We start from the raw sequence: 23,391 nt of genomic DNA on the forward strand, positions 1-23,391 counted from the left end.
TGGCGTGGTGGAAGATCACGTTGGGAATGTTCGCCGGATAGCCGATGGTGACGGTGGGCACCGTCCACATGACGTCGCCGATATCGTCCGATCCGCCGAAACTGGCATCGCCGCGCATCTCCGGTGTGGAAAGCGGCATGACCTTGTCCGATAGCGGTGCCACTTTAAGGTGGTTCTTCACCTGCACCGCCTTGGCAAAGGCCTGGTCGGCGGCGGACCACTGCGGCACGCCCACCGCCTCGATATTGGCGTAGAGCGCCTCGGCCAGCGGCTTGTTGCCGTAGTTCGGCGCGGCAAAACCCAGCACCTTGCGGCTGACCGTCGTGCCGGTGGCCAGTGCCGAAGCTTCCGAAATCTGGTTGCCGACTTCGTAGAGATTGCGCAGCGAGGCGAAGTCCTTGTCGCGGAAGTAGTACCAGCTGCTCGCCCGGTCCGGTACGACATTGGGCTGGCCGCCGCCGTTGGTGATGACGTCGTGCGAACGCTGCGTGAGCGGCAGGTGCTCGCGCCGGAAGTTCCACATGACATCCATCAATTCCACGCCGTCGAGCGCGCTTCGGCCCTCCCACGGCATCCCGGCGGAGTGCGCGGTCTTGCCCTTCCACTCATACTCGACCGAGATCATGCCGGTCAGGCCGAGGTCGCCCCAGCCGGTGCCGAAACCGGTGTTGACGTGCGCGAAGATCGAGGCATCGACATCCTTGAACATCCCTGCGCGCACGTAATAGGCCTTGGTCGCCAGCAGTTCCTCGGCAACGCCGGGCCAGAGCATCAGGCGGCCCTGGATACCGTGCTTCGTCATCACCTGCTTGGCGGCGAGCGCGGCGGCGACCATCAGCGGCATGCCGGAATTATGCCCCTCGCCGTGGCCGGGCGCGCCTTCGGTCAGCGGCTTCACATCGGCGACACCGGGCACCTGCGACACCCCGAGCAGTCCGTCGATATCGCTACCGAGCGCGATCTTCGGGCCGCCGCTGCCCCAGGTGGCGGTGAAGGCGGTCGGCACGCCGGCCACGCCGCGCTCCACCTTGAAGCCGTTCTTCTCCAGAATTCCTGCCAGGTATTCGCTGGTCTTCACTTCCTGGAAGCCCGGTTCGGCGAACGAGTAGATCTCGTCCACCATGATCTGGATCTGCTTGCGCTGCGCCTCGACGGCGGCGGCGACTTCCTGTTTCAGGGCGGGGTCGGCGGCGGCCTGCGCAGTGCCGGGAATCAGCGAGGCGGCAGCGAGTGCCGCGGCGATCAGAGTACGCTTGCTCATCGCGCTCACTCCGCCGGCTTCGTCAGCGTGGGGTACTTGACGCCCAGCTGGTCGAGGTAAGTCGGGTACTTGGCCGGGTTGTAGTAGTACTTCTCCATCATCGGCCGGTAGAGTTGCATGTTGCGCTCGTTGAGCCAGATCGCGGGCACATCCTTGTCGGTCAGGACCGGAGCGTAAGTATCGGTCTTCAACTGGACGTCGGTGAAGTAGGCCTTGGCGTCAGTGACCAGTTGCGGCGTCGTCACGATATCGAGCACAGTCATGGCCACGGCCTTGGCGCCCGCTTCCACGCCCTTGTGCGCAATCGGCGTCGCCATCGCGAAAGCAGAGGTGGAGTTGTGGCCGATCATGTTCGGGATGTTGGACGGGAAGCGGATGGTGATCGTCGGCACCGCCCACATGATGTCGCCGATATCGTCGGAACCGCCGCCGGTGGAGGGCTTGCGGTTCTCCGGCGTCGAGAGTTCGGTGACTTCCGACTTCAGCGGCTCGATCTTGCGGTCGTTGTAGGTCTGCGCGGCCTTGGCGAACGCCTGGTCGTCGGCGCTCCACTTGGGCATGCCGACGGCCTGGATATTGGCATAGGCAGCCTCGGCCAGCGGCTTGTTGCCGAAGTTGGGCGCGGCATAGCCCAGCGTCTGCTGCGTCATCGTGGTGCCGGTGGCGAGTGCTGCGGCCTTGGCGATGTCGTTACCGGTTTCGTAGAGCTTGCGGATATCGGCGAAAGTGCGCTCGCGGAAGAAGTACCAGATGCTGGCCTTGTCCGGCACGACGTTGGGCTGGCCGCCGCCGTTGGTGATGATCATGTGCGAGCGCTGGGTGAGCGGCAGGTGCTCGCGCCGGAAGTTCCACGCGACGTCCATGATCTCCACTGCGTCGAGCGCGCTGCGGCCCTCCCAGGGCATCCCCGCCGAATGCGCGGTCTTGCCCTTGAAGCTGTACTCTACCGAGACCATGCCGTTGTTGCCCATCTCGCCGTAGCCGGTCGAGAAGTCGGAACTGACGTGGGTGAAGATCGAGGCGTCGACGTCCTTGAACATCCCGGCGCGCACGTAATAGGCCTTGGTCGCCAGCAGTTCCTCGGCCACGCCCGGCCAGAGCATCAGGCGCCCTTCCAGCCCGTGCTTGGTCATCACCTTCTTCACCGCGATAGCGGCGGCGACCATCAGCGGCATGCCGGAGTTGTGTCCCTCGCCATGCCCCGGCGCGCCTTCCACCAGCGGCTTCAAGTACGGTAGGCCGGGCGTCTGCGAGACGCCGAGCACGTCGTCGATATCGCTGCCCAGCGCGACTTTCGGGCCGCCCTTGCCCCAGGTGGCGGTGAAGGCGGTGGGAATGCCCGCAACCCCGCGCGTCACCGTGAAGCCGTTCTTCTCGAGGATGCCGGTGAGGTATTCGCTGGTCTTCACTTCCTGGAAGCCGGGTTCGGCAAAGCTGAAGATCTGGTCGACCATGACCTGGATCTGCTTGCGCTGCGCCTCCACTTCAGCGGAAACTTCGTCCTTGAGCGCCTGGGGAGCGGCGGCCTCGGCGGGAGCGCCCGCCAATACCGTAGTGGCGAGAGCGGCAGCGAGCGCGGCGCGCTTGAAGGTCTTCATGATGCGATTATCCTCTCTTAGAACTCGACCCGCGCCGAAACGCGGAAAGTGCGCCCGATCACGTCGTAGCGGCTGCGGTTGGTCTGGGCATAGGCAGGCACGTTGTTGCCGTCGGGACCGTTGCCGACGAGCACCGGGTCCTTGTTCAGCACGTTGTTGACGATGAAAGTCAGGTGGCCGATGCCATTGTTCATAGCCGGGAACTTGAAGTCCACCGACGTGTCGAAATAGACCGCACCCTTGATCGCGTTGTCGTTGATCGTGCGGTACTGCGCGGTGCTGGTCGGACAATTGCCGTCGCACGCGATCCAGTCGTTGCCGTAGACCCCGTTGCTGAAGCCGCGCGCGACCACGTTGAAAGTGACGGGATCGATGTCGTAAAACGCGCTCAGGCGATAGACCCAGCTGGGCGAGGCATAAGTGCCGCTGCTCAGCACGCCCGCATAGTCGATCGGGAAGCTGATGCCGTCATCGACCACGTTCTCGATATAGTGGGTGGTCTGGCCGTGAAGGCGCAGATTGCCCGGGCCGACCTGGGTGGAATAGCTCGCCTCGATATCGAAGCCCTTGGTCTTCTGGCGGGCGAAGTTGATCGGGGTGAGATCGATCGTGCTGAGTTGCCCATCCACGAACCTGATGTTCGGGCAGTACGAACTGATGCCCTGCTCGTAGCACAAGTCCACCGTCTGCTGCGCGGTGATCGATCCGATCGCGTCCTTGATCTTGATCTGGTAGTAATCGAACGAAAGCGAGAAGCCCGGCAGGAACGTCGGTTCGAACACCGCGCCCAAAGTCCAGCTGTCGGCCACTTCGGGCTTGAGATTGCGATTACCGAAGGCGTTCTGCACGAATTGCAGCGATCCGGTCTGCGGCGCATTGGCCCCGGTGGGGATGATCACCGAGTTGGTGCGCGCCGTACCCGCCGCGAACAGTTCGTCGAGATTGGGCGCGCGGATGTCGTGGCTCAATGTGCCGCGCAGGCGCAGGCTGTCGATCGCCTGCCAGTTGGCGCCGACCTTCCAGGTGCCGACCCAGCCGGACGTCGAGTAGTGCGTCCCGCGCGCGGCGGCATTGACGTTCATGCCGTCGAAGATCGGCACGTCGAGTTCGAGGAAGCCCTCGTAGACGTCGTACTTGCCCTGGTTGACGCGGAAGTTGCCGTAGAGCCAGCCGGAGTTGTACTGCGGATCGACCGAGCCGTTGATCTGCTCGCGCCGCCACTCGACGCCGGTCGCGAAGGCGAGATCGCCCGCAGGCAGTGCGAAGGCCTTGCCGGAGATCGTCGCGGCGGCAACGTCCTGCTTGATGGTCTGGTAGCGCAGCGGCTGGTTTCCGTCGTTGAAGACGTAGTTCAGCGCCTCCTGCGAAGGCCCGTTGGTGCCGAGCCGGTCGATCGGCACGCAGCCATTGCCCGGATTGCTCAGCGTCGATCGGCACACGATGTTGCCGGAAGCGTCGAACACCGCATCCTGCGCCAGCGCCATGCGGGAATTGATCCAGCTGTTGGTCAGCGCCTCGCGGGCCTTGGTGACGCCCTTCTGGTAGTAGACGTCCCAGCTCATCGGCTTTTCGAACACGTCGAGCGTGCCCTTGGCCCCGATCACGCCGCGATAGACCTGGCGCTTGATGTCGCTGCCGGGGATCGGGAAGCCCGCATTGGAGGTGCCCACGGTGATCGAGGACAGCCCCTGCGCAGCCATCGCGGCGGCGACGGCAGGATACTGGCTGAGCAGATAGGCGTTGTCCGCCGCAATGCTCACGCCGGTGCTGGGCGTCTGCTGGTAGGAACTGGCGCTGATCGAACTGTTGTAGGAAAACTGGCCGAAGATCTCGATGGCGGGCGTGATCTCGAAGCCGAGCCGCTGGAACACGCTCAGGCGCTTGTCGAGCGGGACCAGCGTATTGGTGCCGAGATGGCCGTCGAGCGTGGTCTGCCAATCTCCACCGATCATCCACGGATTGCTGGCGCTGGTGGTGCCGTAGGTGAGCTGCCCGGTCTGCCCCTCTCCCAGGAAATAGGTGCCGCGCAGTGGTCCGCTGGTGATGAGGCCGCCCGCCGTGTAGCCCGATGGCCCGATCCCGCTGCCGACCAGCCGCTGCGGCTCGCCATTGGTGGCGGTGTAGGCGGGATTGTTGATCTGGAAGTAGCCGCTGTCGTTCCAGCCGCGCCGGATGCCTTCCTCGCGATCCTGCTTGAAGTAGGAGACGTTGGTGAGCAGGTGCAAACGGTCGTCCAGCAGCGAGAAGCCCGCTGTGCCGGAAAAGCGGTAATTGAAGGCATCGCCATACGTCGAGATGCCGGTATCGGCACCCAGCTTGAAGCCCTTGTAGCCGGTGTCGAGGATGAAGTTGACGACACCGCCCACCGCGTCCGAGCCGTAAGCCGCAGAGGCGCCGCCGGTGATGACTTCGACCCGCTTCACCAGGTCCTGCGGGATCGTGTTGATGTCCACTGTGCCGCCCACGGTCGATGCCACCGAGCGCTGGCCGTCGACCAGCACCAGCGTGCGTCCGACACCGAGGCCGCGCAGGCCGATCGAGTTGATGCCCGCACCGGCGTTGGACAGGCCGCCCGAGGAGTTGCCCGAGGTGCCGCTGCCGGCGATCGCGGGAAGCTGGTTCACGAAGTCGGAGATGTTCGCCGGGGCCTGCGCTGCGATATCGGCCTCGCCCAGCACAGCCACGGGCGTCGGCGCGCTGTAGCCGTCGCCAACGATGCGCGAACCGGTGACGACGATGTCCCTCAGCGGCTCTTCCTCTGCGGATGCTGCCTCCTGCGCCAGAACCGGCGCGGCAAGGAACAACGGAAAGGTCGCGCCCGCCAGAAGCAGGGTGCGAAGCGAACGCGCCGAAAAGGTTTCCATCGTCCCCGGCGCTGTCGAGGTCTGGACTGCATTGCGCATTGCGAAAACTCCCTGTGACTGAACCCTCTTCGCCACAGACGCCCTCATCCCGATGGATGGAGAAAAGGCGCACTCGTCCCCGGCGCACGAATGCACCCACCGTCATTGCGGTGCCGCTTGCAGGCGGACTGGCGAGAAACCCCTAACTCTCCGCTCCCGCACCCTCCTGCGGGAAGCCCATCGTCCGGCAGTGCCCGTCTTGTATCGGCCCCTTCGCGTATCGATGGGTTCCGATCCGAACTTCTGCCTGACGCTGTCGATACTATCCGGAAGGGTGCGTTCGATCCCAAGAAAGTTGGGCCGAATTTGGCAGGACTGTGATGGATTTCATCATGAAGTTCAGATTTCACGCAAGATTGGTGCACGCCGCCAGCCAGCAAGCGCACTTTCCGGAACGTCACACCATCGTGATTCGCGGAATGCAGTGCAGCATCCCGGCAAAGGCTTTCAAGTCTTGCGACCCTTCCTGCTCCTGCGCAGGATTTTCACGGAGATAACGGACCTCACGCAGGAATCCATCAAGAGCATGACATTCGCGCCCGATAAGTTCGGGGAAGCTGCGCCGGGTTTGCGCTAGGCTTTGCTGCATCGGCGAAATGAGGGTCCAGAGTCCCGCCGAAAGCTTGCCAAGGGGAACTATTTCGATGCCGTTCATCGCCCGCATGAAGCCCAATCTCGCCGCCGGTTCCGCCCTGATCGCCTGCATGGCCGCCCTGACCCCGGCTGCATGGGCAGCTCCGGTCGCGGCGACCACCTCTGCGGACGGGGCATTGCTGCCGGTGCAGGTCGATGCAGCGAAAGGCAAAGTGCTGCTCACCCTGCCCGCCCCGGATGCCGAGGGCGTGTCCGGCCGCTATCTCTTCACGCAGTCGATCAAGACCGCGCTCGGCTCCTCGGCGATCCGCATCGACCGGGGCATGCAGGGCGACACCAAGATCCTCGCCTTCCGTCAGATCGGCGGGAAAGTCGCGGTCGTCTTCGAGAATCCGCGCTATCGCGCCAGCGGCGATGCGGGCGTGGCGAAGGGCGCGCGCGCCAGCTTCCCGTTCAGCACCGTAGCGATGCTGGAGGTGGTCGGAGAGGCCGGGCGCGGCGGCTCCTTGACCGTCGATCTCACGCCCCTGCTGATGAGCGACACCATGGACCTGTCCGGCGCCATCGCCGAAAGCGCCAAGGGCTACAAGCTCTCGGAAAAGCTGAGCGCGGTCGACACCGCCTCGGTCAAGGTCTTCCCGAAGAACATCGAACTGGAAACGGTGCAGACCTTCACGGCCGAGAGTGCAGGCCGCGAACTCGACATCCTGGCGCCGGACGGGCGGGCTGTCAGCCTGACCGTCCACTCCTCCCTCGTCGCGCTGCCCGAACCGGGCTTCGTGCCGCGCAAGTTCGACATCCGCTCCGGCAGCCACGCCACCCAGGCCTACGATTTCGGCAGCCCGCTCGGCCAGCCGATGCTGGTGGAATACGCCAACCGTTTCCGGCTGGAGAAGACCGATCCCTCGGCGGCCCGTTCCCCGGTGAAGAAGCCGATCGTCTTCTACATCGACAGCGCCGCGCCGGAGCCGATCCGCTCGGCCCTGGCGACCGGCGTGCGCTGGTGGGCGGACGCCTTCGACGCGGCCGGCTTCATCGATGCCTTCCGGGTCGAGACGCTGCCCCCCGGCGCCGACCCGCAGGACGTGCGCTACAACGTGGTCAACTGGGTCCATCGCCAGAACCGCAGCTGGTCCTATGGCGGCGGCGTGATCGATCCGCGCACCGGCGAGATCGTCAAGGGCAACGTGGTACTGGAATCGCTGCGACTGCGGCAGGACATCACCATCTTCGAAGGCCTCGTCGGCACCGCGCAGAACGACAGCGGCGGCCCCAACGACCCGGTCCGCGCCGCCCTTGCCCGCATCAGCCAACTCGGCGCGCACGAAGTGGGCCATGCCATCGGCTTCGTGCACAACTTCAAGGCAAGCCTGCAGGACCGCGCCTCGGTGATGGATTATCCCGGTCCGAAAGTGGACATCGCCGACGGCAAGCTCGACCTTGGCGATGCTTATGCGAGTGGCATCGGCAAGTGGGACAAGTTCACGGTGGACTGGCTCTACGGTGAACCCGCGCCCGGCGTCGATGGCGACGCGGACGCCGCCGCCAAGGCCGACGCTATTCACAAGGCGGGCCTGATCTTCGGCACCGACGTCGACGGCCGCGCGCCCGATCTCGCCGTGCCCGGCGTCAACATGTGGACCGAGGGACAGGATACCCCCGCCGATCTCGCCCATACGCTGGAGGTGCGCCGCATCGCCTTGGCGGGGTTCGGCCCCGGCGTGCTGCACTCCGGCGAACCCTTGTCCAATCTGCGCCGCAAGTTCGTGCCGATCTGGCTGTTCCATCGCTATTCGATCGACGCCACCGGCAAGCTGGTGGGCGGCGTGAACTACGAATATGCGGTAGTCGGCGACGGACGCGCAGCGCCCTCGCCGGTGCCCGCTGCCCAGCAGATCGAGGCGATCGACGCCCTCGTCGGCACGCTCTCGCCGCGCGAACTGACGGTGCCCGCTGCCCTGTCCATGGCGCTGTCGAGCGGCACCAGCGCCCGCCCCGACGTGGAAGCGGCGCCGGAAGTGCTGCGCGGCGCGGGATCGGCCGTGTTCGACCCGCTCGTTGCGGCACAAGTTGCGGCGCAGATGACGCTCGACAGCCTGCTCGCTCCGGCCCGTCTTACCCGCCTGCACATCCAGCACGGCTACGATGCCGCCCAGCCCGGCGTCGGCACGCTGCTGGGCAAGCTCTCGCCGGTGATCGCCGCGCATGGCGATGCCGTGTCGCGCCGGATCGCGCAGACGACCCTGCTCGCCATAGCCGCCGCCCGCCGCGACCCGGAAACGCCCGCCGACGTCGCCGCGCTGCTCGACGGCTATCTCAAGGACAGCGCCCGCACGTTCGCCAAGGCCCGCGGCGGCAGCGAGGATGCCTTGTGGCAGGTCTCGATGGCCGCATTGCTCGGCGATCCCCAGCGCCTCGAAGCCGAGATCGGCAAGCAGAGCCGCCCCCGCCCACCGATCCCCGCCGGAATGCCGATCGGCGGCGACACTGGATGGTTCGACAACATTCTGTCCGAATAATTCCCCTCCCCACGCCCTTTTGTTTGAAATCGAGCGGATACCCGGCAATATGGTTTCGAAAATCAAAAAAGGGGGTCACAACAAGATGGACATGCAGTCCGGCAAACTGCACTGGCTCGATGCTGCGCGCGGCAGGCCCGCGCAGCACGAATTGGACGATACCGATCTGCGCCTGATGCGTGCACTCGTCTCGGACGGGCGCGCTTCGGACGTCTGTCTGGGCGAAAAGGTCCATCTTTCGAGCACGGCGGTTGCCCGCCGTCGCAAGATCCTCGAAGAATCCGGCTATATCACGCACTATTCGGCCAACCTCAACGTCCGCTCGCTGGGCTACGGGGCGCTGGTGATGGTCTCGATCGAACTGGTTTCCCAGGCCGAATCCGTGCTTCAGGATTTCGAGACGGCCGTGCTCGACAGCCCGTCGATGCAGTTCTGCGCCTTCGTCACCGGCGATACCGACTTCCTGATGATCCTCAATGTCCAGTCGCTCGAAGACTATGACATGATCTACCGCAAGGAACTCTCGGTCCTGCCGCATGTCCGGCGCATCCGCAGCAGCTTCGTGCTGCGCGAAGTGGCCAGCCGCCAGATCGCGCCGGTCATTCTTCAGAAGCCCCTGCAAACGGTGAAATAGCGGCACGCGTCCGATCGCGGGCGCGCCGCCGAACGATCTCCGGTGCCTGTCGAGGCCGGGCCGCAATGCGGCCCGGCCTCGCTGCATGGAGGCATGTCTTCACCTCTCGGCTCGTTCAGGAAGAGCGATTCTCCTGCCTCCAAACCCCGCTCCATCACCCCTTTCAGCAACGGTTCGTCGCAAGACCCGCTCGAATTACCCGCACTATGAACGGGGACGGCGGGGTCGTTCATGTGCCCGCAAGGTTAATCTGAACACCCAGGAAGTCCAAGGTGTCCCGATGCAGCAATCGCTGCTCATCTTATGAAGTTTAGAAAGCGAGCCAGAAGAGGTTCCGACCGCCGGATACATCATCTCATCGATGATGAAAACGAGCGATAATCGGACGAGAAGCTGCTATTAAGCAGGCCGTACTGCTCGATTTTGGAGGAGTAGCGCTATGAATATCATTTCAAAGACCCCCAAAGCTCTTGTAATGCTTGCATTACTTTCCGGCGTAGCTTCTGTTGGAGTCTCCGCGCAGACCCAGGAAACGCCCGATGCGGATGTTTCCGCGAGCTACAACGCCCCGGCTCCGGCAGCCGAAGCCACCGAAGGTCCCGAGCTCAAGGGCATCATCTCGGCCCGCAGCGGCGACAAGGTGCAGGTGACCACCGAAGACGGTACCAACAGCGTCGTGACCGTCAACGATGCCACGAAGATCCGCGCCAGCAAGGGCTTCCTGGGCCTTGGCAAGGGCAAGCTGGCGGCGACCTCGCTGCTCAACGGCCTGCCCGTGACCGTCAAGACCCTGCAGTCGGGCGGTGAACTGGTGGCGAGCCAGATCAATCTCCAGAACAAGGACCTGCGCACCGCGTCGATGATCCGCAGCGGTACCGCGCAAGGCTTCGCCGAGCAGACCGCAGCAACCGAAGCCCTGCGCGGCCGCATGGCCGACATCGACAAGTACAACGTCAAGGGCACGACCAACGTGAACTTCGACACCGGCAAGGCCGTGCTCTCGCCGGAAGCCAAGGCCGAACTCTGCACGGCCGCGAACAACGCCGAAGGCATGGACAACGCCCTGCTGCTCGTGGTCGGTTACACCGACTCCACCGGCAGCGAGGAAATTAACCAGGAACTCAGCGAAAAGCGCGCCAGCCGCGTGGTGAACTACCTGCAGCAGGCCTGCCACTGGAAGCCCTATCGCATGCTGACCCCCACCGGCATGTCGGAAGCCGATCCGCTGGCGGACAACAGCACGCCGGAAGGCAAGGCGCAGAACCGCCGCGTTGCAGTGAACATCCTCGTCAGCAAGGGCCTGGATGGTCTTTGAGGCCATCGGTCCTCAAGACACCCGAATGCGTTGCACGGGAGCGGCCTTGGCCGCTCCCGTTTTCGTTTGCAGCCCGTCAGCCCTGCGGCGTCGCGCGGTCGTCCAGCACGAGTTGCAGGAAGGCGAGGTCCAGCCAGCGCCCGAACTTCATGCCGACTTGCGGCAGCAGCCCGACCTGCTCGAAACCGAGCTTTTCGTGCAGCGCGATCGACCCCCGGTTCCCAGCCTCGATCCCGGCGACCATGACATGCTTGCCGATCGCCCGCGCGCGCTCGATCAGTTCCTTCAGCAGAATCCGGCCGAGCCCCCTGCCGCGCATATCGGCGCGGACATAGACCGAATGCTCCACGGTATGGCGATAGCCGTCGAAAGCGCGCCAGTCACCGAACGAGGCATAGCCGAGCACCGAGCCGTCCTCCTCGACGGCCACGAGCACCGGATAGCCCGCGCGTTCGCGATCGGCCAGCCAGGCCCGGCGATTGGCGATATCGACCGCGACTTCGTTCCAGATCGCCGTCGTATTGAGCACCGCGTCGTTGTAGATCGCCGTCACGCCCTCCAGATCGCCGTCGCGCGCGTCCCGAACCTGCATTTCCTGTCTCCTTGCCGCATCGCGCGGGGCCACGCGGCTACTATAGCGAACCGATCGAAGGCAAGTCGCTGGAACCCTCCGGGCGATCCGCCTGTTCTCCCCCAGCATCCATAAGGAGCCTTGCGATGACCATCACCATCTCGGCTTTCGCGCAGTCGCCCGATCGCGGGCAAGGCCTCGCGCGGGACATGGGCGTGCGCTGGGCGCTGGAAGAAGCAGGCCTGCCTTACGAAGTGCGCCTCGTCTCCTTTGCGGCCATGAAGGAGGCCCCGCATCTCGCCCACCAGCCCTTCGGCCAGATCCCAAGCTACGAGGAGGACGGCCTCGTCCTCTTCGAATCCGGCGCGATCGTGCTTCATATAGCGGAGCGTGGCCCCGGCCTGCTGCCGGACGAGCCTCACGCGCGGGCCCGGTCCATCGCCTGGATTTTCGCAGCGCTGAGCACCCTGGAGCCGCCGGTCATCGAATTCACGATGGCCGCGCTCTTCGAGCGGGACCGGCCCTGGTACGAGGCCCGCCAACCCCTGCTCGAAACGCGGGTCCGCGCCCGTCTGGGTCAGTTGGACAGCCGGCTCGGAAACAACGACTGGCTGGAAGGCACCTTCAGCGCCGGAGACCTCATGACGATCACCGTGCTGCGCCGCCTCGGCAGTTCAGGCCTGTTCGCGGACTATCCCCGCCTCGCCGCCTATATCGCGCGCGGCGAGGCGCGTCCCGCCTTCCAGCGGGCTTTCGCCGATCAACTCGCCGTCTTCACCCGGTCGCAGACCGCATCCGGGTGACGCCGACAGGTCAGGCGACTTCGGCCGCCCTCTGACCGGCGCTTTCGAAGTAGCCCGGCACATCGTCGGCCTCGATCGGGCGGCTGTAGTAATAGCCCTGCAAATGCGTGCATCCCGCGCTCTTGGTAGCGCCGATCAGGTGCGCGTCGCTGATGCCCTCAGCCACCACTTCGGCCCCGACATGGCGCGCCATCGTGACGGCCGCCTCCAGAACCGCCACCGAGGCCGGATCCTGCCCGAGATCCATGACGAGGCTGCGGTCGAGCTTCATGCGGTCGAACTTGAAGCTCTTCACCATCGACAGCGACGAATAGCCCGTGCCGAAATCGTCGAGCGCGATGCGGAAGCCCATGTGCCGCAGGAGGTTCAGAGTCAGCAGTGCGCGCGTGTTGCGCTCGATCGACAGCGATTCCGTCACTTCCAGGAACAGGCGCGAAGGTGCGATGCCGTAGCGCGTGCAGCAGTCGAGCAGGAAGGCGCTGAACCCGTCGTGCTGCAACTGCAGCGGCGAGAGGTTGATGCTCATGTGCAGGTCCGGCCACATGGCGAAGTCCCGCAGCGCCCGCTGGATGATCCATTCGCCGAGCCGAACCATCAGCCCGCTCCGCTCGGCCGCCGGAATGAACGTGGAAGGCGGCACTTCGCCCAGTTCCGGATGCTTCCAGCGCACCAGCGCCTCGACTTCGCGCGTGTCGTCGCGCACCGCATGGATCGGCTGGTAGACCATGCGCAGCTGCTGTTTCTCGAACGCGGTTTCGAGGTCCTTTTCCAGCGCACGATCGACGGCGCGTTCCTCCGCCATCGAGGAGACGAAGGCGGTCGCGCAGTTGCGGCCCGCCTTCTTGGAGGCATAGAGCGCCATGTCGGCATTGCGCAGGGTGTCGTCGATATCGAGATCACCCGTGCCCCGGGTCTCGACGAAACCGAGCGAGGCGGTGACCGCCACGGAATATTCGCCCAGACTGAAAGGCGCGCGAACGGTGTCCACCAGCCGGTCGGCCAGCTCGCTGCCGACACCAATGGCGGAATCGGGACCCGCAACAACAGGCATGCAGAGGGCGAATTCGTCGCCGCCGACACGCGCGATGACACCGTCCGGACCGAGCATCGAGCGCATGCGCTCCCCGATCAGGCGCACGAGTTCGTCGCCCGCCGCGTGGCCGTAGTCGTCGTTGACATGCTTGAAGCGGTCGATGTCGATCAGCATGAACACGAAGTCTTCGTCGCGCCCCGATGCCAGCTGCTTGCCGACATCTTCCTGAAAGGCGCGGCGGTTGGGCAGCCCGGTGGCCGCATCGCTGAAGGCGAGGTTCTTCACCGCCTTCGCGTTCCGGCGGAAGGTTTCGAGCGGGCCCGACAGCGCCTTGAGTTCCTTCAGGCGGAACGTCCCGATCTCAAGGTCGAGGTCGCCTTCGGCCAGTCCTTGCAGATAACCGTGCATGCGGCGGATCGCCGGCAGGATGTTGCGCAGGATATCGAAGAGCACGAGCAGAACCACCAGCATCGTCACGGCTCCGGTGACGAGGACCAGCAGTTGCCAGCGCTCGATGGACGCGATCAGCCGCTTCTGCTCGGCTTCCCGGTTGGCCCGTGCCCGCGCGACGATTTCGTCGGCGAAAGTGGCCATCGCGGCATTGCGCTTCTCGATCCGCTCGACCAGCGACTTCCCCGCCACCCCGCCGGCCTGGACTTCGAGAATCGCCGTCACATGGCGGTCGAGATCGGCGAAGGGATTGGCCCTTTCGGGAAGGTCGTAGAGCGCCACGCCGCTGCCGCGCAACTTGCCCAGTCTGTCGTCGATGGCGATGGCGGCATCGGTGAGTTCGTCGCTCGTGCTCGTCCGGTTGCTGGCCACCAGCCCGCGATTGGTCGCCATCCGCAGCTTGCCCACCGCTTCGGCGAACTGGTCCGCGTTCTCGGCGATCGCCGAGGTCCTGATCAACGCATTGCTCTGCTCGCGCAGGCCGAACGCCTCACGCTGGGTGACGACCTGCAACAGCACGCCGAGTACGGCGATCAGGCAAAGCGCGCCCACCAGCCGCGTTTCGAGAGACGCGAAAAATCGCCCCCATCCGGAATTCGTATCTGACATCTTGCACCCGAGTTTTCGCATGCCGGGATTTTCCCCTCCCCGGCTTTCGATGTGCGAGCGCTAGGAGAGATTCTCTAATAATTCCTATTCTTTTTAATTATTTAATAGCACATCTTGTCATCAAGGCGTCACAATATGCAGCCCGCACATCGCGCGCGTCGAAAAATCGCCGGACCGCCGCCGGAACCGGCCGTTTTCCCTCTATAATAAGCTCATAAAACGATTTCATTCCGGTCGGTTGCATACCGAACAGGAGATTAGAGTGACTGTAAAGACCGTCGAGGAACGGCTGGATTTCCTCGAGTTCGACGCCGCGCAGCGCCGTGTCCTCACCGCCGCGCAGCCCCTGCTTCGCAAGTGCATTCCCCCTGCCCTCGACCGCTTCTACGCCAAAGTGCGCAAGACCCCGCCGATGGTCCGCATGTTCAGCGGCGAGGCACACATCAATTCCGCGAAAGGCGCCCAGGTCGGTCACTGGATGGGCATCGCGACCGGCCGTTTCGATGCCGAATACTACGCCGCCGTCACCCGCATCGGCAAAGTCCACGCCCGCATCGGGCTGGAGCCGCGCTGGTACATCGGCGGCTATGCGCTGATCCTCGAAGAGATCATGGCCGGCGTCGAGCGCGCCACCAGCCCCTGGCGCCTGTTCACCCGCGGCGTGAACCCGGGCAAGCTGTACCGCGCGCTGATGAAGGCCGCCATGCTGGACATGGACCTTTCCATCTCGATCTACTTCGAGGAAGCCGAGGCCGAGCGGAACCAGGCGATCTCCGCGCTCGACCGTGCCATGTCGCGCCTCGCCGCCGGAGACCTAATCCACGATATCGACGATCTTCCGGCCGGGTTCCTCTCGCTCAAGGACTCGTACAACCGCAGCCTTTCCAACTTGCGGCAGACCATCGGCTCGGTGGTGAAGGCTTCGGACGCGATCTACGGCGAATCCGGCGCCATCGCCCGCGCCTCCGAGGATCTGGCCCAGCGCACCGAAAGCAGCGCGGCCAATCTCGAGGAAACCGCCGCCACCCTGCTGCGCGTCGAGGAGCGCGTGAAAGCCACTGCCGGCGGCGCGCAGGAAACACTGGGCATCGCCGGTGAAGCGCTGAGCGCAGTCACCCAGGGCCGCGACGTCGCGGGGGATGCCGTGAAGGCCATGCACATCGTGCATGAAAGCGCCCGCGGTATCGACGCGGTGATCGAGGGCGTCGACAAGATCGCCTTCCAGACCCGCGTGCTCGCCATGAACGCCGCCGTGGAAGCCGGACGGGCAGGAAGCGCCGGGCGCGGCTTCGCCGTCGTCGCCGACCTCGTGAGTTCCCTTGCCATGCGGGCCGAGGAAGAAGCCCGCAAGGCCCGCGACGGCCTGTCCGCCACCCGTTCGGAGATCGATCAGGCGGTTGCCACCGTCTCCCGCGTCGATCGGTCGCTGGAGACGATCGCCGGGGAAGTCGACCGGGTGCACTCCCTTGTCGAGACGATGGCGCGCGACAACGACGCCCAGGCCACCGCGATTTCCGAAGTCAGCTCCACCGTCGGCATGCTGGAACGCACGACCCAGCAGAACGCCGCCATGGTCGAACAGACCTCGGCCGCCGCACGCACCCTGATCTCGGACGCCACCCTGCTGGCGGATCAGGCCGGTCGCTTCCAGATCGACGAACAGCGCGCGCCCGGAAAGAAGGTCGCATAAAGACCGCAGCATTGCGTGGGGGCGATACTTGTCCCTCCCGCGCAATCATGCCGCGCAAGGCCATCGGAATCTGCGCTAGCTCCTGAGCAAGCAAGACTCACGGGAGAAGCCTTCGCCATGAAAATCGACACCACGCTGGCCGCCGTCGTCACCGGCGGCGCTTCGGGCCTCGGGCGGGCGAGTGCCAGAGCCTTGGCCGACGCGGGCGTGAAAGTCGCGGTCTTCGACATCAGCGAGGAAGCGGGCGAGGCTTTCGCCGCCGAGATCGGCGGCGTGTTCTGCAAGGTGAACATCCTCGACGAGGGCAGCGTCGAAGCCGGTTTCGCCAAGGCCCGCGCCGCCCATGGGCAGGAGCGCGTGGTCGTCCACTGCGCCGTGGTCGCAGGCGGCGGCAAGACCGTCTCGTTCGACAAGACCATCGGCGGCTTCAAGCGCATGGCGACCGAGCAGATCGCAAAGACGGCGGAAGGCGTGTTCACCGCCTCCTACCGCGTCGCCTCGATCGCCGCGCTGGGCATGGCGGGTGCCGATCCGCTGAACGAAGACGGCGAGCGCGGCTGCATCGTGTTCACCTCCTCCGCGGCCTCGCAGGACGGCCAGATCGGGCAGGTCGCCTATGGCGGCGGCAAGGGCGCGGTGAACGCCATGGTCCTGCCGATGGCCCGCGACCTCATGGACCTCGGCATTCGCGTCAACGCCATCCTCCCCGGCACGTTCGCCACGCCGCCGATGCTGCGGGTGAAGGAAATGAACGAGGCGGTCTACGAAGGACTTGGCCGCGCCGTGCCTTTCCCCAAGCGCCTCGGCAATCCGGAGGAATTCGCATCGCTGGTGCTGGAACTGGTGCGCAACACCTACTTCAACGGCCAGTGCATCCGCCTCGACGGCGGCATCCGCATGCCCCCGAAATGAAGCAACTCCGGTCTTGAGATTTGCGCCCCCTGCATCCAGAGCGCTGCGCATCTGGAGGCGCACATACAATGCAGGACGTCATCGATTTCGTGATGGAGCTGGACCGGCTCAAGGCCGTCACCCGCAAGGTGAAGCCGATCGGCCTCGACCGTTACGAGAACTCGGCCGAACATAGCTGGCAGATCGCGCTCTTCGCGGTGGCGCTGGCGCCTTATGCCTCGGGAACGCCCGATATCGGCCGGGTCATGGCGATGCTGCTCGTCCACGACATCGGCGAGATCGAGACCGGCGACGTCATGGTCTTCTTCGAGGAAGGCCTCTCCGAGCGCAAGCAGGCCGAACGCGCCGCCATCGACCGGATCTTCGGCATCCTGCCCCAAACCGAGGCCGATTATTTGCGCGGCCTCTGGATCGAATTCGAGGAAGAACGGACCGTCGAGGCCCGCTTCGCCCATGCCATCGACCGCGCCATGCCCGCTCTGCTGAACTTGCGCAACGAGGGCCAGAGCTGGCGCGAGAACGGCATCGGCCACGAACGGGTGGTGAAGCGCCTCAAGCCCCAGATCAGCCTCGGCGCTCCCGCCTTGTGGGACTATCTCGAAAAGGAACTGGAAGCGGCGAAGGCGAAAGGCTACTTCGGCGCCTGAAGGAAAGCCTCGTTTTTCCTGGCACACCTTCCGATAGCCGCCTTGACAGTCCCCCGCGCAGAGGCCCAATCGAAAACCGATGCGACGTCCCGCCTTTAACGCCCTGAAAGCCCTGGTCATCCGCCAGCGGCAACGCATGCGCGAGAGCGAATTGGCATTCATCGTGCTCGCCGTATTGGCGGGCATCGCGGCGGGCTGGCTGACAAATCTCCAGGGCTTCCTGGCCCATGCGCTGCAACAGCTGTTCTATTCGATCGAGGGCAACCGCCTGAGCGCGCTCGGCGAAATCCGCCATCCCTGGCGCCTGCTCGCACTGCCCTTCGGCGGCCTCGTGCTGATCGGCATCGCCTACCTGCTGCGCCGCCGCCGCCGCGCCCCGATCGACGTCGTCGAGGCCAATGCCCTGCACAGCGGACGCATTCCCTTCATCGACAATCTCATCATCTCTGCCCAGACGATCATCTCCAACGGCGCCGGGGCCTCGGTGGGCCTGGAGGCGGCCTATGCGCAGATGGGCGGCGGCGTCGCCTCGGTGCTCGGCCAGTGGTTCAAGCTGCGCCGCGCGGACATGCGCACCCTGGTCGGCGCCGGCGCGGGAGCCGCCGTGGGCGCCGCCTTCGGCGCACCGCTGGCAGGCGCGTTCTACGCCTTCGAGATCGTGATCGGCACCTACACGCCCTCCGCCATCGCGCCGGTCATCGCCGCCGCCCTCGGCGCGGCCTTCATCACCCGCGAACTCGGCGTGGAACCTTACCTCATCGCCGCCTCCAGCGCGCGCGATCTCACCACCGGCGATTACTTCATCTACGCCGTGCTAGGCCTGCTCTGCGCGCTCGTCGGCATTCTCATCATGCGGCTGGTGACCTTCACCGAAGTCCACGTCCAGCGCTTTACCCGCTTCGCCCGCTGGAAACCCCTTGTCGGCGGACTGCTGCTGATGCCGCTCGCCTGGGTCTCGCCGCAATCGCTCTCGGCCGGGCACGGGGCCATGCATCTCAACCTCTCGATGCAGCCCGCGATCCAGTTCCTGCTCATGGTGCTGGCACTCAAGATTGCCGCCTCGGTGATCTCCCTCAGCTTCGGCTTCCGCGGCGGCCTGTTCTTCGCCTCGCTGTTCCTCGGCTCGCTGGTCGGCCTGATCTTCGCCGCCGCCGTGCAGATGCTGCCGCTCGGCATCGAACTCGATCCCACGCAGTCCGCCCTCGTCGGCATGAGCGCGCTCGCCGTTTCCATCGTCGGCGGCCCGATGACGCTCGCCATGCTCATGCTGGAGACCACGCACGACTTCGCGCTGATGGGCGTGGTGCTGGCCGCATCGCTCGTCTCCAGCGCCTTCACGCGCGAGATGTTCGGCTATTCGTTCTCCACCTGGCGCCTGCACATCCGCGGCTCGATCATCCGCTCCCCGCGCGACATCGGCTGGATGCTCAGCCTCACGGCGGGCAGGATCATGCGCAAGGACTGGATTTCGGTACCCGCCTCGCTCGCCATCGCCGACTTCCGCGCGCGCGTGCCGCTCGGCTCCGCGAGCAAGGCGATCCTGCTCGACGAGGAGGATCACTACGCGGGAATCGTCACCACCTCCTCAGCCTATAACCCCGAACTGCCGCAAGACAGCGAGATCGCCTCGCTGGCGACGCTGAAAGGCACCACCCTCTCGCCCACCACCGACATCCGCGCGATGATCAAGGCCTTCGACGTCGCCGTGGCGGACGAACTGGCGGTGGTGGACGGCGTGGGCCAGGTCGTGGGCGTCGTCAGTGAACGCCATGCGCGTCGGCGGTACTTCGAGGAGATCGAGTCCTCGCAGCGGGAACTGTTCGGGGAAAGTTGAAGCAAGGGGAGAAGCAGGGGCCATCGCCCCTGCACCCCGTTACCGTCCAGGTCACGCGGGCCAACTCCGTAGCGCGCCCATGGCTGCGTCGGGAGACTGAATGGCTGCACCGCAAGGAGCGCACTACGGATAGGTCGTGCGCAACGACGACATTCCGAGGGTCCGGGGGATCATCCCCCGGAACTTCCCCTTGTTCGTCAGTCCCTGGCCACCGGCAACCACACGGCACTCGCCGCATCGCCGCCATACGTCACCGTCTCGGTCGCCTTCACATAGTCGCTTGGCTTGGCTTCCATGATCGAGGGCACCCACGACTGCGGGTTGCGGTCGTAGAGCGGGAACAGGCTGGACTGCACCTGCACCATGATCTTGTGCCCCGGCAGGAAGACGTGGTCGACGTTCGGCAGCGACCACTGGAAGGTGTAGCCCTTGCCCGGTTCGAGCGGCTGCGGCTTGTCGAAGCCGTGGACGTAGCGGCCGCGGAAGATCTCGATGCCCACGCCCAGCTGATAGCCCGCCAGTTCTGGATTGCCTGAGTTTTCCTGCGGATAGACGTCGATCAGCTTGACCACGTAGTCGCTGTCCTGCCCGCTGGTGGAGGCGTGGAGTTCGACCTTGGGGGCGCCCATGATGTGAACCGGCTTGTCGAGCACGCCGGTGGTGTAGCTGAGCACGTCCGGGCGGCCATCCACGAAGCGCTGGTCGTGGACGAGCCAGGTCTTCCACTCCTCGCCCTGCATATGGACCGGGCGCGGCAGCATCGGCACGGGCTTGGCCGGGTCGGATACGTAGCTGTCGCTGCCCGCAGCGGGCTTGCTCCACGAAAGGCCGTAGTTCCCTGCGAGGTAAAGCGGCGTGTAATCACCCGCGGGCCATTTCTGCGAGACTTCCCAGCCCGCCTTCGGCCCCTTGGCCCCGGTGGCATAAGTCAGCACCGGCGGCGTATCGCACGCCGGGGCATTGGTCTTGAGATGGCAGTCGAAGAACGGCTTCATGTATCGCTGGCGGAACTGGCCGCCGGTATCGCCTTCCCACTTGAGCGGGCCAAGCTCGCGCGCCTCGTAGTTGACCTGCGAGTGGCGCCAGGGGCCGATCACCAGCGACACCATGTCATTCGGCGTACCGCTGGCCTTCAGCGCCTGATAGACCGCCGGAGCGCCGTAGCTGTCCTCCTGGTCCCACTGGCCGACCAGCAGCATCGTCGGAACCGTCAGCTTGCGCTGCGCCAGCAGCTTGTCGACCGCCTGGCCCTGCCACCAGGCATCGTAGCTCGGATGCTCCAGTATCTTGCGGACGACCGGCAAATCCGTGAGGCCATAAGCCTTGGCATAGTCCATCGCCGAGCCGGCATCGAGATAGGCCTGGTATTCGTCGCCCGTCCCCTTGGGAACCGAGCCGCCGCCCTTCTTGACCGTCTGGCCGAGGTCGTAGTCGAACCCGAACATGCGGAAGGCGCCGTTGTGGAACCAGTCGTCGCCCATCCAGCCGTCGACCATCGGGCTCTGCGGCAAGGCGGCCTTGAGCGCGGGGTGCGGATCGATCAGCGCCATGAGCGAGGTGAAGCCGAGGTAGGACGAGCCGGTGATGCCGACCTTGCCGTTGCTTTCCTTCACGTTCTTCACCAGCCAGTCGATGGTGTCGTAGGCGTCGGTGGCGTGATCGACCTTGGTCTTGTTGAGCGGGCCGCGCAGCGGGCGGTTCATCACGTAGTCGCCTTCGGACCCGTCCAGCCCGCGCACGTCTTGATAGACGCGGATATAGCCGTCGTTGACGAAGTCCGCGTCCATGACCGGCAGGATTTCCTCGATCTTCTGGCTGCGGTTGCGGCTGGTCATGCCCCCGGCGTTGTAGGGCGTGCGGCTGAGCAGGATCGGGCCGTCATGCGTGCCCTTGCGCATGACGATGACGGTGTAGAGCTTCTTGCCGTCGCGCATCGGGATCATCACCTCGCGGCGGATATAGTCCGCCTGCGGGCGCACCCAGTCGTACGAGGCGACCTGCTCGTTCATCATCGTGTCTGTCGGTGGAGCCGCCGAAAGCTGCGAGGCGGCGGCGAAGGCGAGCGGCGCACAGGCGAGACTCGCAGCGATTCGAAAGGCGTTGACCCGAATGTTTCTGTTCATGGCTGCGCTTGGTGGCCCGTGCATTTCGAGCGGTCAAGCGCGGAAGAACGCAGTGGTGGCGAATGGGATGCCGGCCGCCAATCGGCACGACAATTCGTTTGGATTCAACCTTCACGGCAATGTCGTTCGTCGGATTACGTCTGCCGTTTGCAGATCGACCATCGCCCTGACTGTCTCGCAGGCGAAATAGGCCGCGTGCTAACTTATCCGCAATAGCGCCAAGCAGGAGAGGACGGTGGAGCAGACAGAGGCCGAGGAACTGGCCGAAGCCCTCGAAATGTGGGCCTCGCTTGCCGATTCCGGAAACGACCTTCCCGCCCCCGGCCAGTCCATGCTCCAGGCCGCCGCCGTCATTCGCCGCCAGGCGGCGATGATCACTTCCCTGCGGCGAGACTTGCAACAGGCCAGATCGGTCGAACGCGTTCTCGACTGAGTGTAAAAACGAACGGGCAGGAGAGCCGATGCTCCCCTGCCCGCGCGCTATTTCCGAAAAGAGGCGGATCAGGCCGCCTGCTTCTGCCTTTCGGTCGCTTCCAGATTGAGCAGGTCCGCCAGCTCGAAAGCGAGTTCGATCGACTGCGCACCGTTGAGACGCGGGTCGCAGTGGGTGTGGTAACGGTCCTTCAGCGCCTCGTCGGTGATGGCGATGGCGCCGCCGGTGCATTCGGTCACATCCTGGCCGGTCATCTCGATATGGATACCGCCCGCGTGGGTGCCCTCGGCGCGGTGCACGGCGAAGAAGCCGCGCACTTCGGCAAGGATACGCTCGTAGGGACGGGTCTTGAAGCCGGTTTCGGTCTTGATGACGTTGCCGTGCATCGGGTCGCACGACCACACGACCGGATGACCTTCCGCCTTCACCGCGCGCACCAGCTTGGGCAGGCCCGCTTCGACCTTGTCATAGCCATAGCGGCCGATGAGGGTCATGCGGCCGGGCTCGCGGCCCGGATTCAGCGTGTCGAGCATACGCAGCAGCGCATCGGGCTCAAGGCTGGGTCCGCACTTCATGCCGATCGGGTTGCCGACGCCGCGCAAGTACTCGACATGGGCCGAGCCTTCGAAACGCGTGCGGTCGCCGATCCACAGCATGTGTGCCGAGCAGTCGTACCAGTCGCCGGTCAGCGAATCGCGACGCGTCAGCGCTTCCTCGTAAGGGAGCAGCAGCGCTTCGTGGCTGGTGTAGAAGTCGGTGCCCTGAAGCTGCGGAACCGAAGTCGGGTCCACGCCGCAGGCGGCCATGAAGTCGAGCGCCTCGCCGATGCGGTCGGCCATCTGCGTGAACTTCTCGCCCCAGGGGCTGCGATTGATGTGCTCCATCGTCCACTGGTGGACCTGGCGCAGGTTCGCATAGCCGCCGTGCGCGAAGGCGCGCAGCAGGTTCAGCGTGGCCGAGGACTGCGTGTAGGCGCGCAGCATGCGCTCCGGATCGTTGCGACGCGCATCGGCGTTGCCCTCGATGCCGTTGATGATGTCGCCGAAGTAGCTCGGCATCTCGACGCCGCCCACCAACTCGGTCGGTGCCGAGCGCGGCTTGGCGAACTGGCCCGCCATGCGGCCCAGCTTCACCACCGGCTGCTTGCTGGCGAACGTCAGCACGACCGCCATCTGCAGCAGCACGCGGAAGGTGTCGCGAATGTTGTCGGCGCTGAATTCGGCGAAGCTTTCCGCGCAGTCACCGCCCTGGAGCAGGAAACCGCGACCGGCGGCGACTTCGGCGAGATCCGCCTTCAGAGCACGCGCCTCGCCCGCAAAGACCAGCGGCGGAAACTTCGCAAGCGTGGCCTCTACCTCGCCCAGCTTCTCCGCATCGCCGTAAACCGGAAGATGGCGGGCTTCCTGAGCCTTCCAGCTTTCCGGGGTCCAATTGCTAGCCACGTTACGTACTCCTGGCGGTT

17 protein-coding genes are annotated in these 23,391 nt (G+C 65.1%); 9 read left to right on the forward strand and 8 right to left on the reverse strand.

Translation table 11 applies throughout. The features are described 5' to 3' along the window. From V7066_RS08420 to V7066_RS08435, 4 genes are all read right to left on the reverse strand, one after another. Positions 1-1,261 (reverse strand): amidohydrolase (locus tag V7066_RS08420; RefSeq protein WP_442947315.1); only part of this gene is annotated, 1,261 nt, incomplete at its 3' end. 5 nt (positions 1,262-1,266) lie between these two features. Further along, positions 1,267-2,859, reverse strand: a complete 1,593-nt coding sequence (locus V7066_RS08425) for an amidohydrolase (RefSeq protein ID WP_334182612.1) — start codon at positions 2,857-2,859, stop codon at positions 1,267-1,269. Between the two features lie 17 nt (positions 2,860-2,876). Beyond that, a complete protein-coding gene (locus V7066_RS08430) occupies positions 2,877-5,762 on the reverse strand; it encodes a TonB-dependent receptor plug domain-containing protein (protein WP_334182613.1) in 2,886 nt (961 codons plus the stop codon). A gap of 397 nt (positions 5,763-6,159) precedes the next feature. Next, complete coding sequence (locus V7066_RS08435; protein WP_334182614.1) at positions 6,160-6,417, reverse strand: hypothetical protein; 258 nt, start codon at positions 6,415-6,417, stop codon at positions 6,160-6,162. On the opposite strand from V7066_RS08435, the gene V7066_RS08440 reads away from it, so the two are divergent. From V7066_RS08440 to V7066_RS08450, 3 genes are all read left to right on the forward strand, one after another. Next, positions 6,407-8,875 (forward strand): zinc-dependent metalloprotease, encoded by a 2,469-nt coding sequence (locus tag V7066_RS08440; protein WP_334182615.1) that lies wholly within the window; start codon positions 6,407-6,409, stop codon positions 8,873-8,875. The genes V7066_RS08435 and V7066_RS08440 overlap by 11 nt on opposite strands. A gap of 49 nt (positions 8,876-8,924) precedes the next feature. After that, positions 8,925-9,509 carry an Lrp/AsnC family transcriptional regulator gene (locus tag V7066_RS08445; RefSeq protein WP_334182616.1) on the forward strand — a complete coding sequence of 195 codons (585 nt, stop codon included), beginning with the start codon at positions 8,925-8,927 and terminating at the stop codon, positions 9,507-9,509. A gap of 439 nt (positions 9,510-9,948) precedes the next feature. Next, positions 9,949-10,824: an OmpA family protein gene (locus V7066_RS08450; protein ID WP_334182617.1), complete on the forward strand. Its 876-nt coding sequence runs from the start codon at positions 9,949-9,951 to the stop codon at positions 10,822-10,824. Positions 10,825-10,900: 76 nt separating this feature from the next. Here V7066_RS08450 and V7066_RS08455 read toward each other — a convergent pair whose 3' ends face one another. Continuing rightward, positions 10,901-11,416: a GNAT family N-acetyltransferase gene (locus tag V7066_RS08455; RefSeq protein ID WP_334182618.1), complete on the reverse strand. Its 516-nt coding sequence runs from the start codon at positions 11,414-11,416 to the stop codon at positions 10,901-10,903. Between the two features lie 125 nt (positions 11,417-11,541). Between V7066_RS08455 and V7066_RS08460 the strand changes: the two genes are divergently transcribed. Then, positions 11,542-12,198: a glutathione S-transferase family protein gene (locus V7066_RS08460; RefSeq protein ID WP_334182619.1), complete on the forward strand. Its 657-nt coding sequence runs from the start codon at positions 11,542-11,544 to the stop codon at positions 12,196-12,198. Positions 12,199-12,208: 10 nt separating this feature from the next. Here V7066_RS08460 and V7066_RS08465 read toward each other — a convergent pair whose 3' ends face one another. Continuing rightward, complete coding sequence (locus V7066_RS08465; RefSeq protein ID WP_334182620.1) at positions 12,209-14,290, reverse strand: putative bifunctional diguanylate cyclase/phosphodiesterase; 2,082 nt, start codon at positions 14,288-14,290, stop codon at positions 12,209-12,211. 262 nt (positions 14,291-14,552) lie between these two features. On the opposite strand from V7066_RS08465, the gene V7066_RS08470 reads away from it, so the two are divergent. The 4 genes from V7066_RS08470 to V7066_RS08485 all read left to right on the forward strand — a co-directional run bounded on the left by V7066_RS08470 (position 14,553) and on the right by V7066_RS08485 (position 19,373). After that, positions 14,553-15,980, forward strand: coding sequence for a globin-coupled sensor protein (locus V7066_RS08470; RefSeq protein WP_334182621.1), 1,428 nt, complete (start codon positions 14,553-14,555; stop codon positions 15,978-15,980). Positions 15,981-16,097: 117 nt separating this feature from the next. Beyond that, positions 16,098-16,892: an SDR family oxidoreductase gene (locus V7066_RS08475; RefSeq protein ID WP_334182622.1), complete on the forward strand. Its 795-nt coding sequence runs from the start codon at positions 16,098-16,100 to the stop codon at positions 16,890-16,892. Between the two features lie 68 nt (positions 16,893-16,960). Further along, positions 16,961-17,539 (forward strand): HD domain-containing protein, encoded by a 579-nt coding sequence (locus V7066_RS08480; RefSeq protein WP_334182623.1) that lies wholly within the window; start codon positions 16,961-16,963, stop codon positions 17,537-17,539. Between the two features lie 79 nt (positions 17,540-17,618). Further along, entirely contained in the window at positions 17,619-19,373 is a 1,755-nt protein-coding gene (locus V7066_RS08485; protein ID WP_334182624.1) for a chloride channel protein, read from the forward strand. A 197-nt stretch (positions 19,374-19,570) separates the two neighbouring features. Here the strand turns inward: V7066_RS08485 and V7066_RS08490 are convergent, their stop codons facing one another. Continuing rightward, positions 19,571-21,496, reverse strand: a complete 1,926-nt coding sequence (locus tag V7066_RS08490; protein WP_334182625.1) for a CocE/NonD family hydrolase — start codon at positions 21,494-21,496, stop codon at positions 19,571-19,573. Between the two features lie 235 nt (positions 21,497-21,731). Here V7066_RS08490 and V7066_RS08495 point away from each other — a divergent pair, with 235 nt between their 5' ends. Then, positions 21,732-21,929 (forward strand): hypothetical protein, encoded by a 198-nt coding sequence (locus tag V7066_RS08495; RefSeq protein WP_334182626.1) that lies wholly within the window; start codon positions 21,732-21,734, stop codon positions 21,927-21,929. Positions 21,930-21,997: 68 nt separating this feature from the next. On the opposite strand, the gene V7066_RS08500 is transcribed toward V7066_RS08495, so the two are convergent. Continuing rightward, the gene (locus V7066_RS08500; protein ID WP_334182627.1) at positions 21,998-23,371 is read right to left on the reverse strand and encodes a class II 3-deoxy-7-phosphoheptulonate synthase; all 1,374 of its coding nucleotides are present in this window, start codon (positions 23,369-23,371) and stop codon (positions 21,998-22,000) included. Positions 23,372-23,391: the final 20 nt, after the last annotated feature.

The sequence above is a fragment of the Novosphingobium sp. genome, assembly GCF_036820275.1.
GTDB lineage: Bacteria > Pseudomonadota > Alphaproteobacteria > Sphingomonadales > Sphingomonadaceae > Novosphingobium.

Coding starts and splice junctions, on each gene's coding strand:
- V7066_RS08475 (WP_334182622.1), top strand. CDS start 16,098: ATGAAAATCGACACCACGCTGGCCGCCGTCGTCACCGGCGGCGCTTCG.
- V7066_RS08450 (WP_334182617.1), top strand. CDS start 9,949: ATGAATATCATTTCAAAGACCCCCAAAGCTCTTGTAATGCTTGCATTA.
- V7066_RS08440 (WP_334182615.1), top strand. CDS start 6,407: ATGCCGTTCATCGCCCGCATGAAGCCCAATCTCGCCGCCGGTTCCGCC.
- V7066_RS08485 (WP_334182624.1), top strand. CDS start 17,619: ATGCGACGTCCCGCCTTTAACGCCCTGAAAGCCCTGGTCATCCGCCAG.
- V7066_RS08460 (WP_334182619.1), top strand. CDS start 11,542: ATGACCATCACCATCTCGGCTTTCGCGCAGTCGCCCGATCGCGGGCAA.
- V7066_RS08480 (WP_334182623.1), top strand. CDS start 16,961: ATGCAGGACGTCATCGATTTCGTGATGGAGCTGGACCGGCTCAAGGCC.
- V7066_RS08435 (WP_334182614.1), bottom strand. CDS start 6,417: ATGAACGGCATCGAAATAGTTCCCCTTGGCAAGCTTTCGGCGGGACTC.
- V7066_RS08465 (WP_334182620.1), bottom strand. CDS start 14,290: ATGTCAGATACGAATTCCGGATGGGGGCGATTTTTCGCGTCTCTCGAA.
- V7066_RS08455 (WP_334182618.1), bottom strand. CDS start 11,416: ATGCAGGTTCGGGACGCGCGCGACGGCGATCTGGAGGGCGTGACGGCG.
- V7066_RS08490 (WP_334182625.1), bottom strand. CDS start 21,496: ATGAACAGAAACATTCGGGTCAACGCCTTTCGAATCGCTGCGAGTCTC.
- V7066_RS08425 (WP_334182612.1), bottom strand. CDS start 2,859: ATGAAGACCTTCAAGCGCGCCGCGCTCGCTGCCGCTCTCGCCACTACG.
- V7066_RS08445 (WP_334182616.1), top strand. CDS start 8,925: ATGGTTTCGAAAATCAAAAAAGGGGGTCACAACAAGATGGACATGCAG.
- V7066_RS08430 (WP_334182613.1), bottom strand. CDS start 5,762: ATGCGCAATGCAGTCCAGACCTCGACAGCGCCGGGGACGATGGAAACC.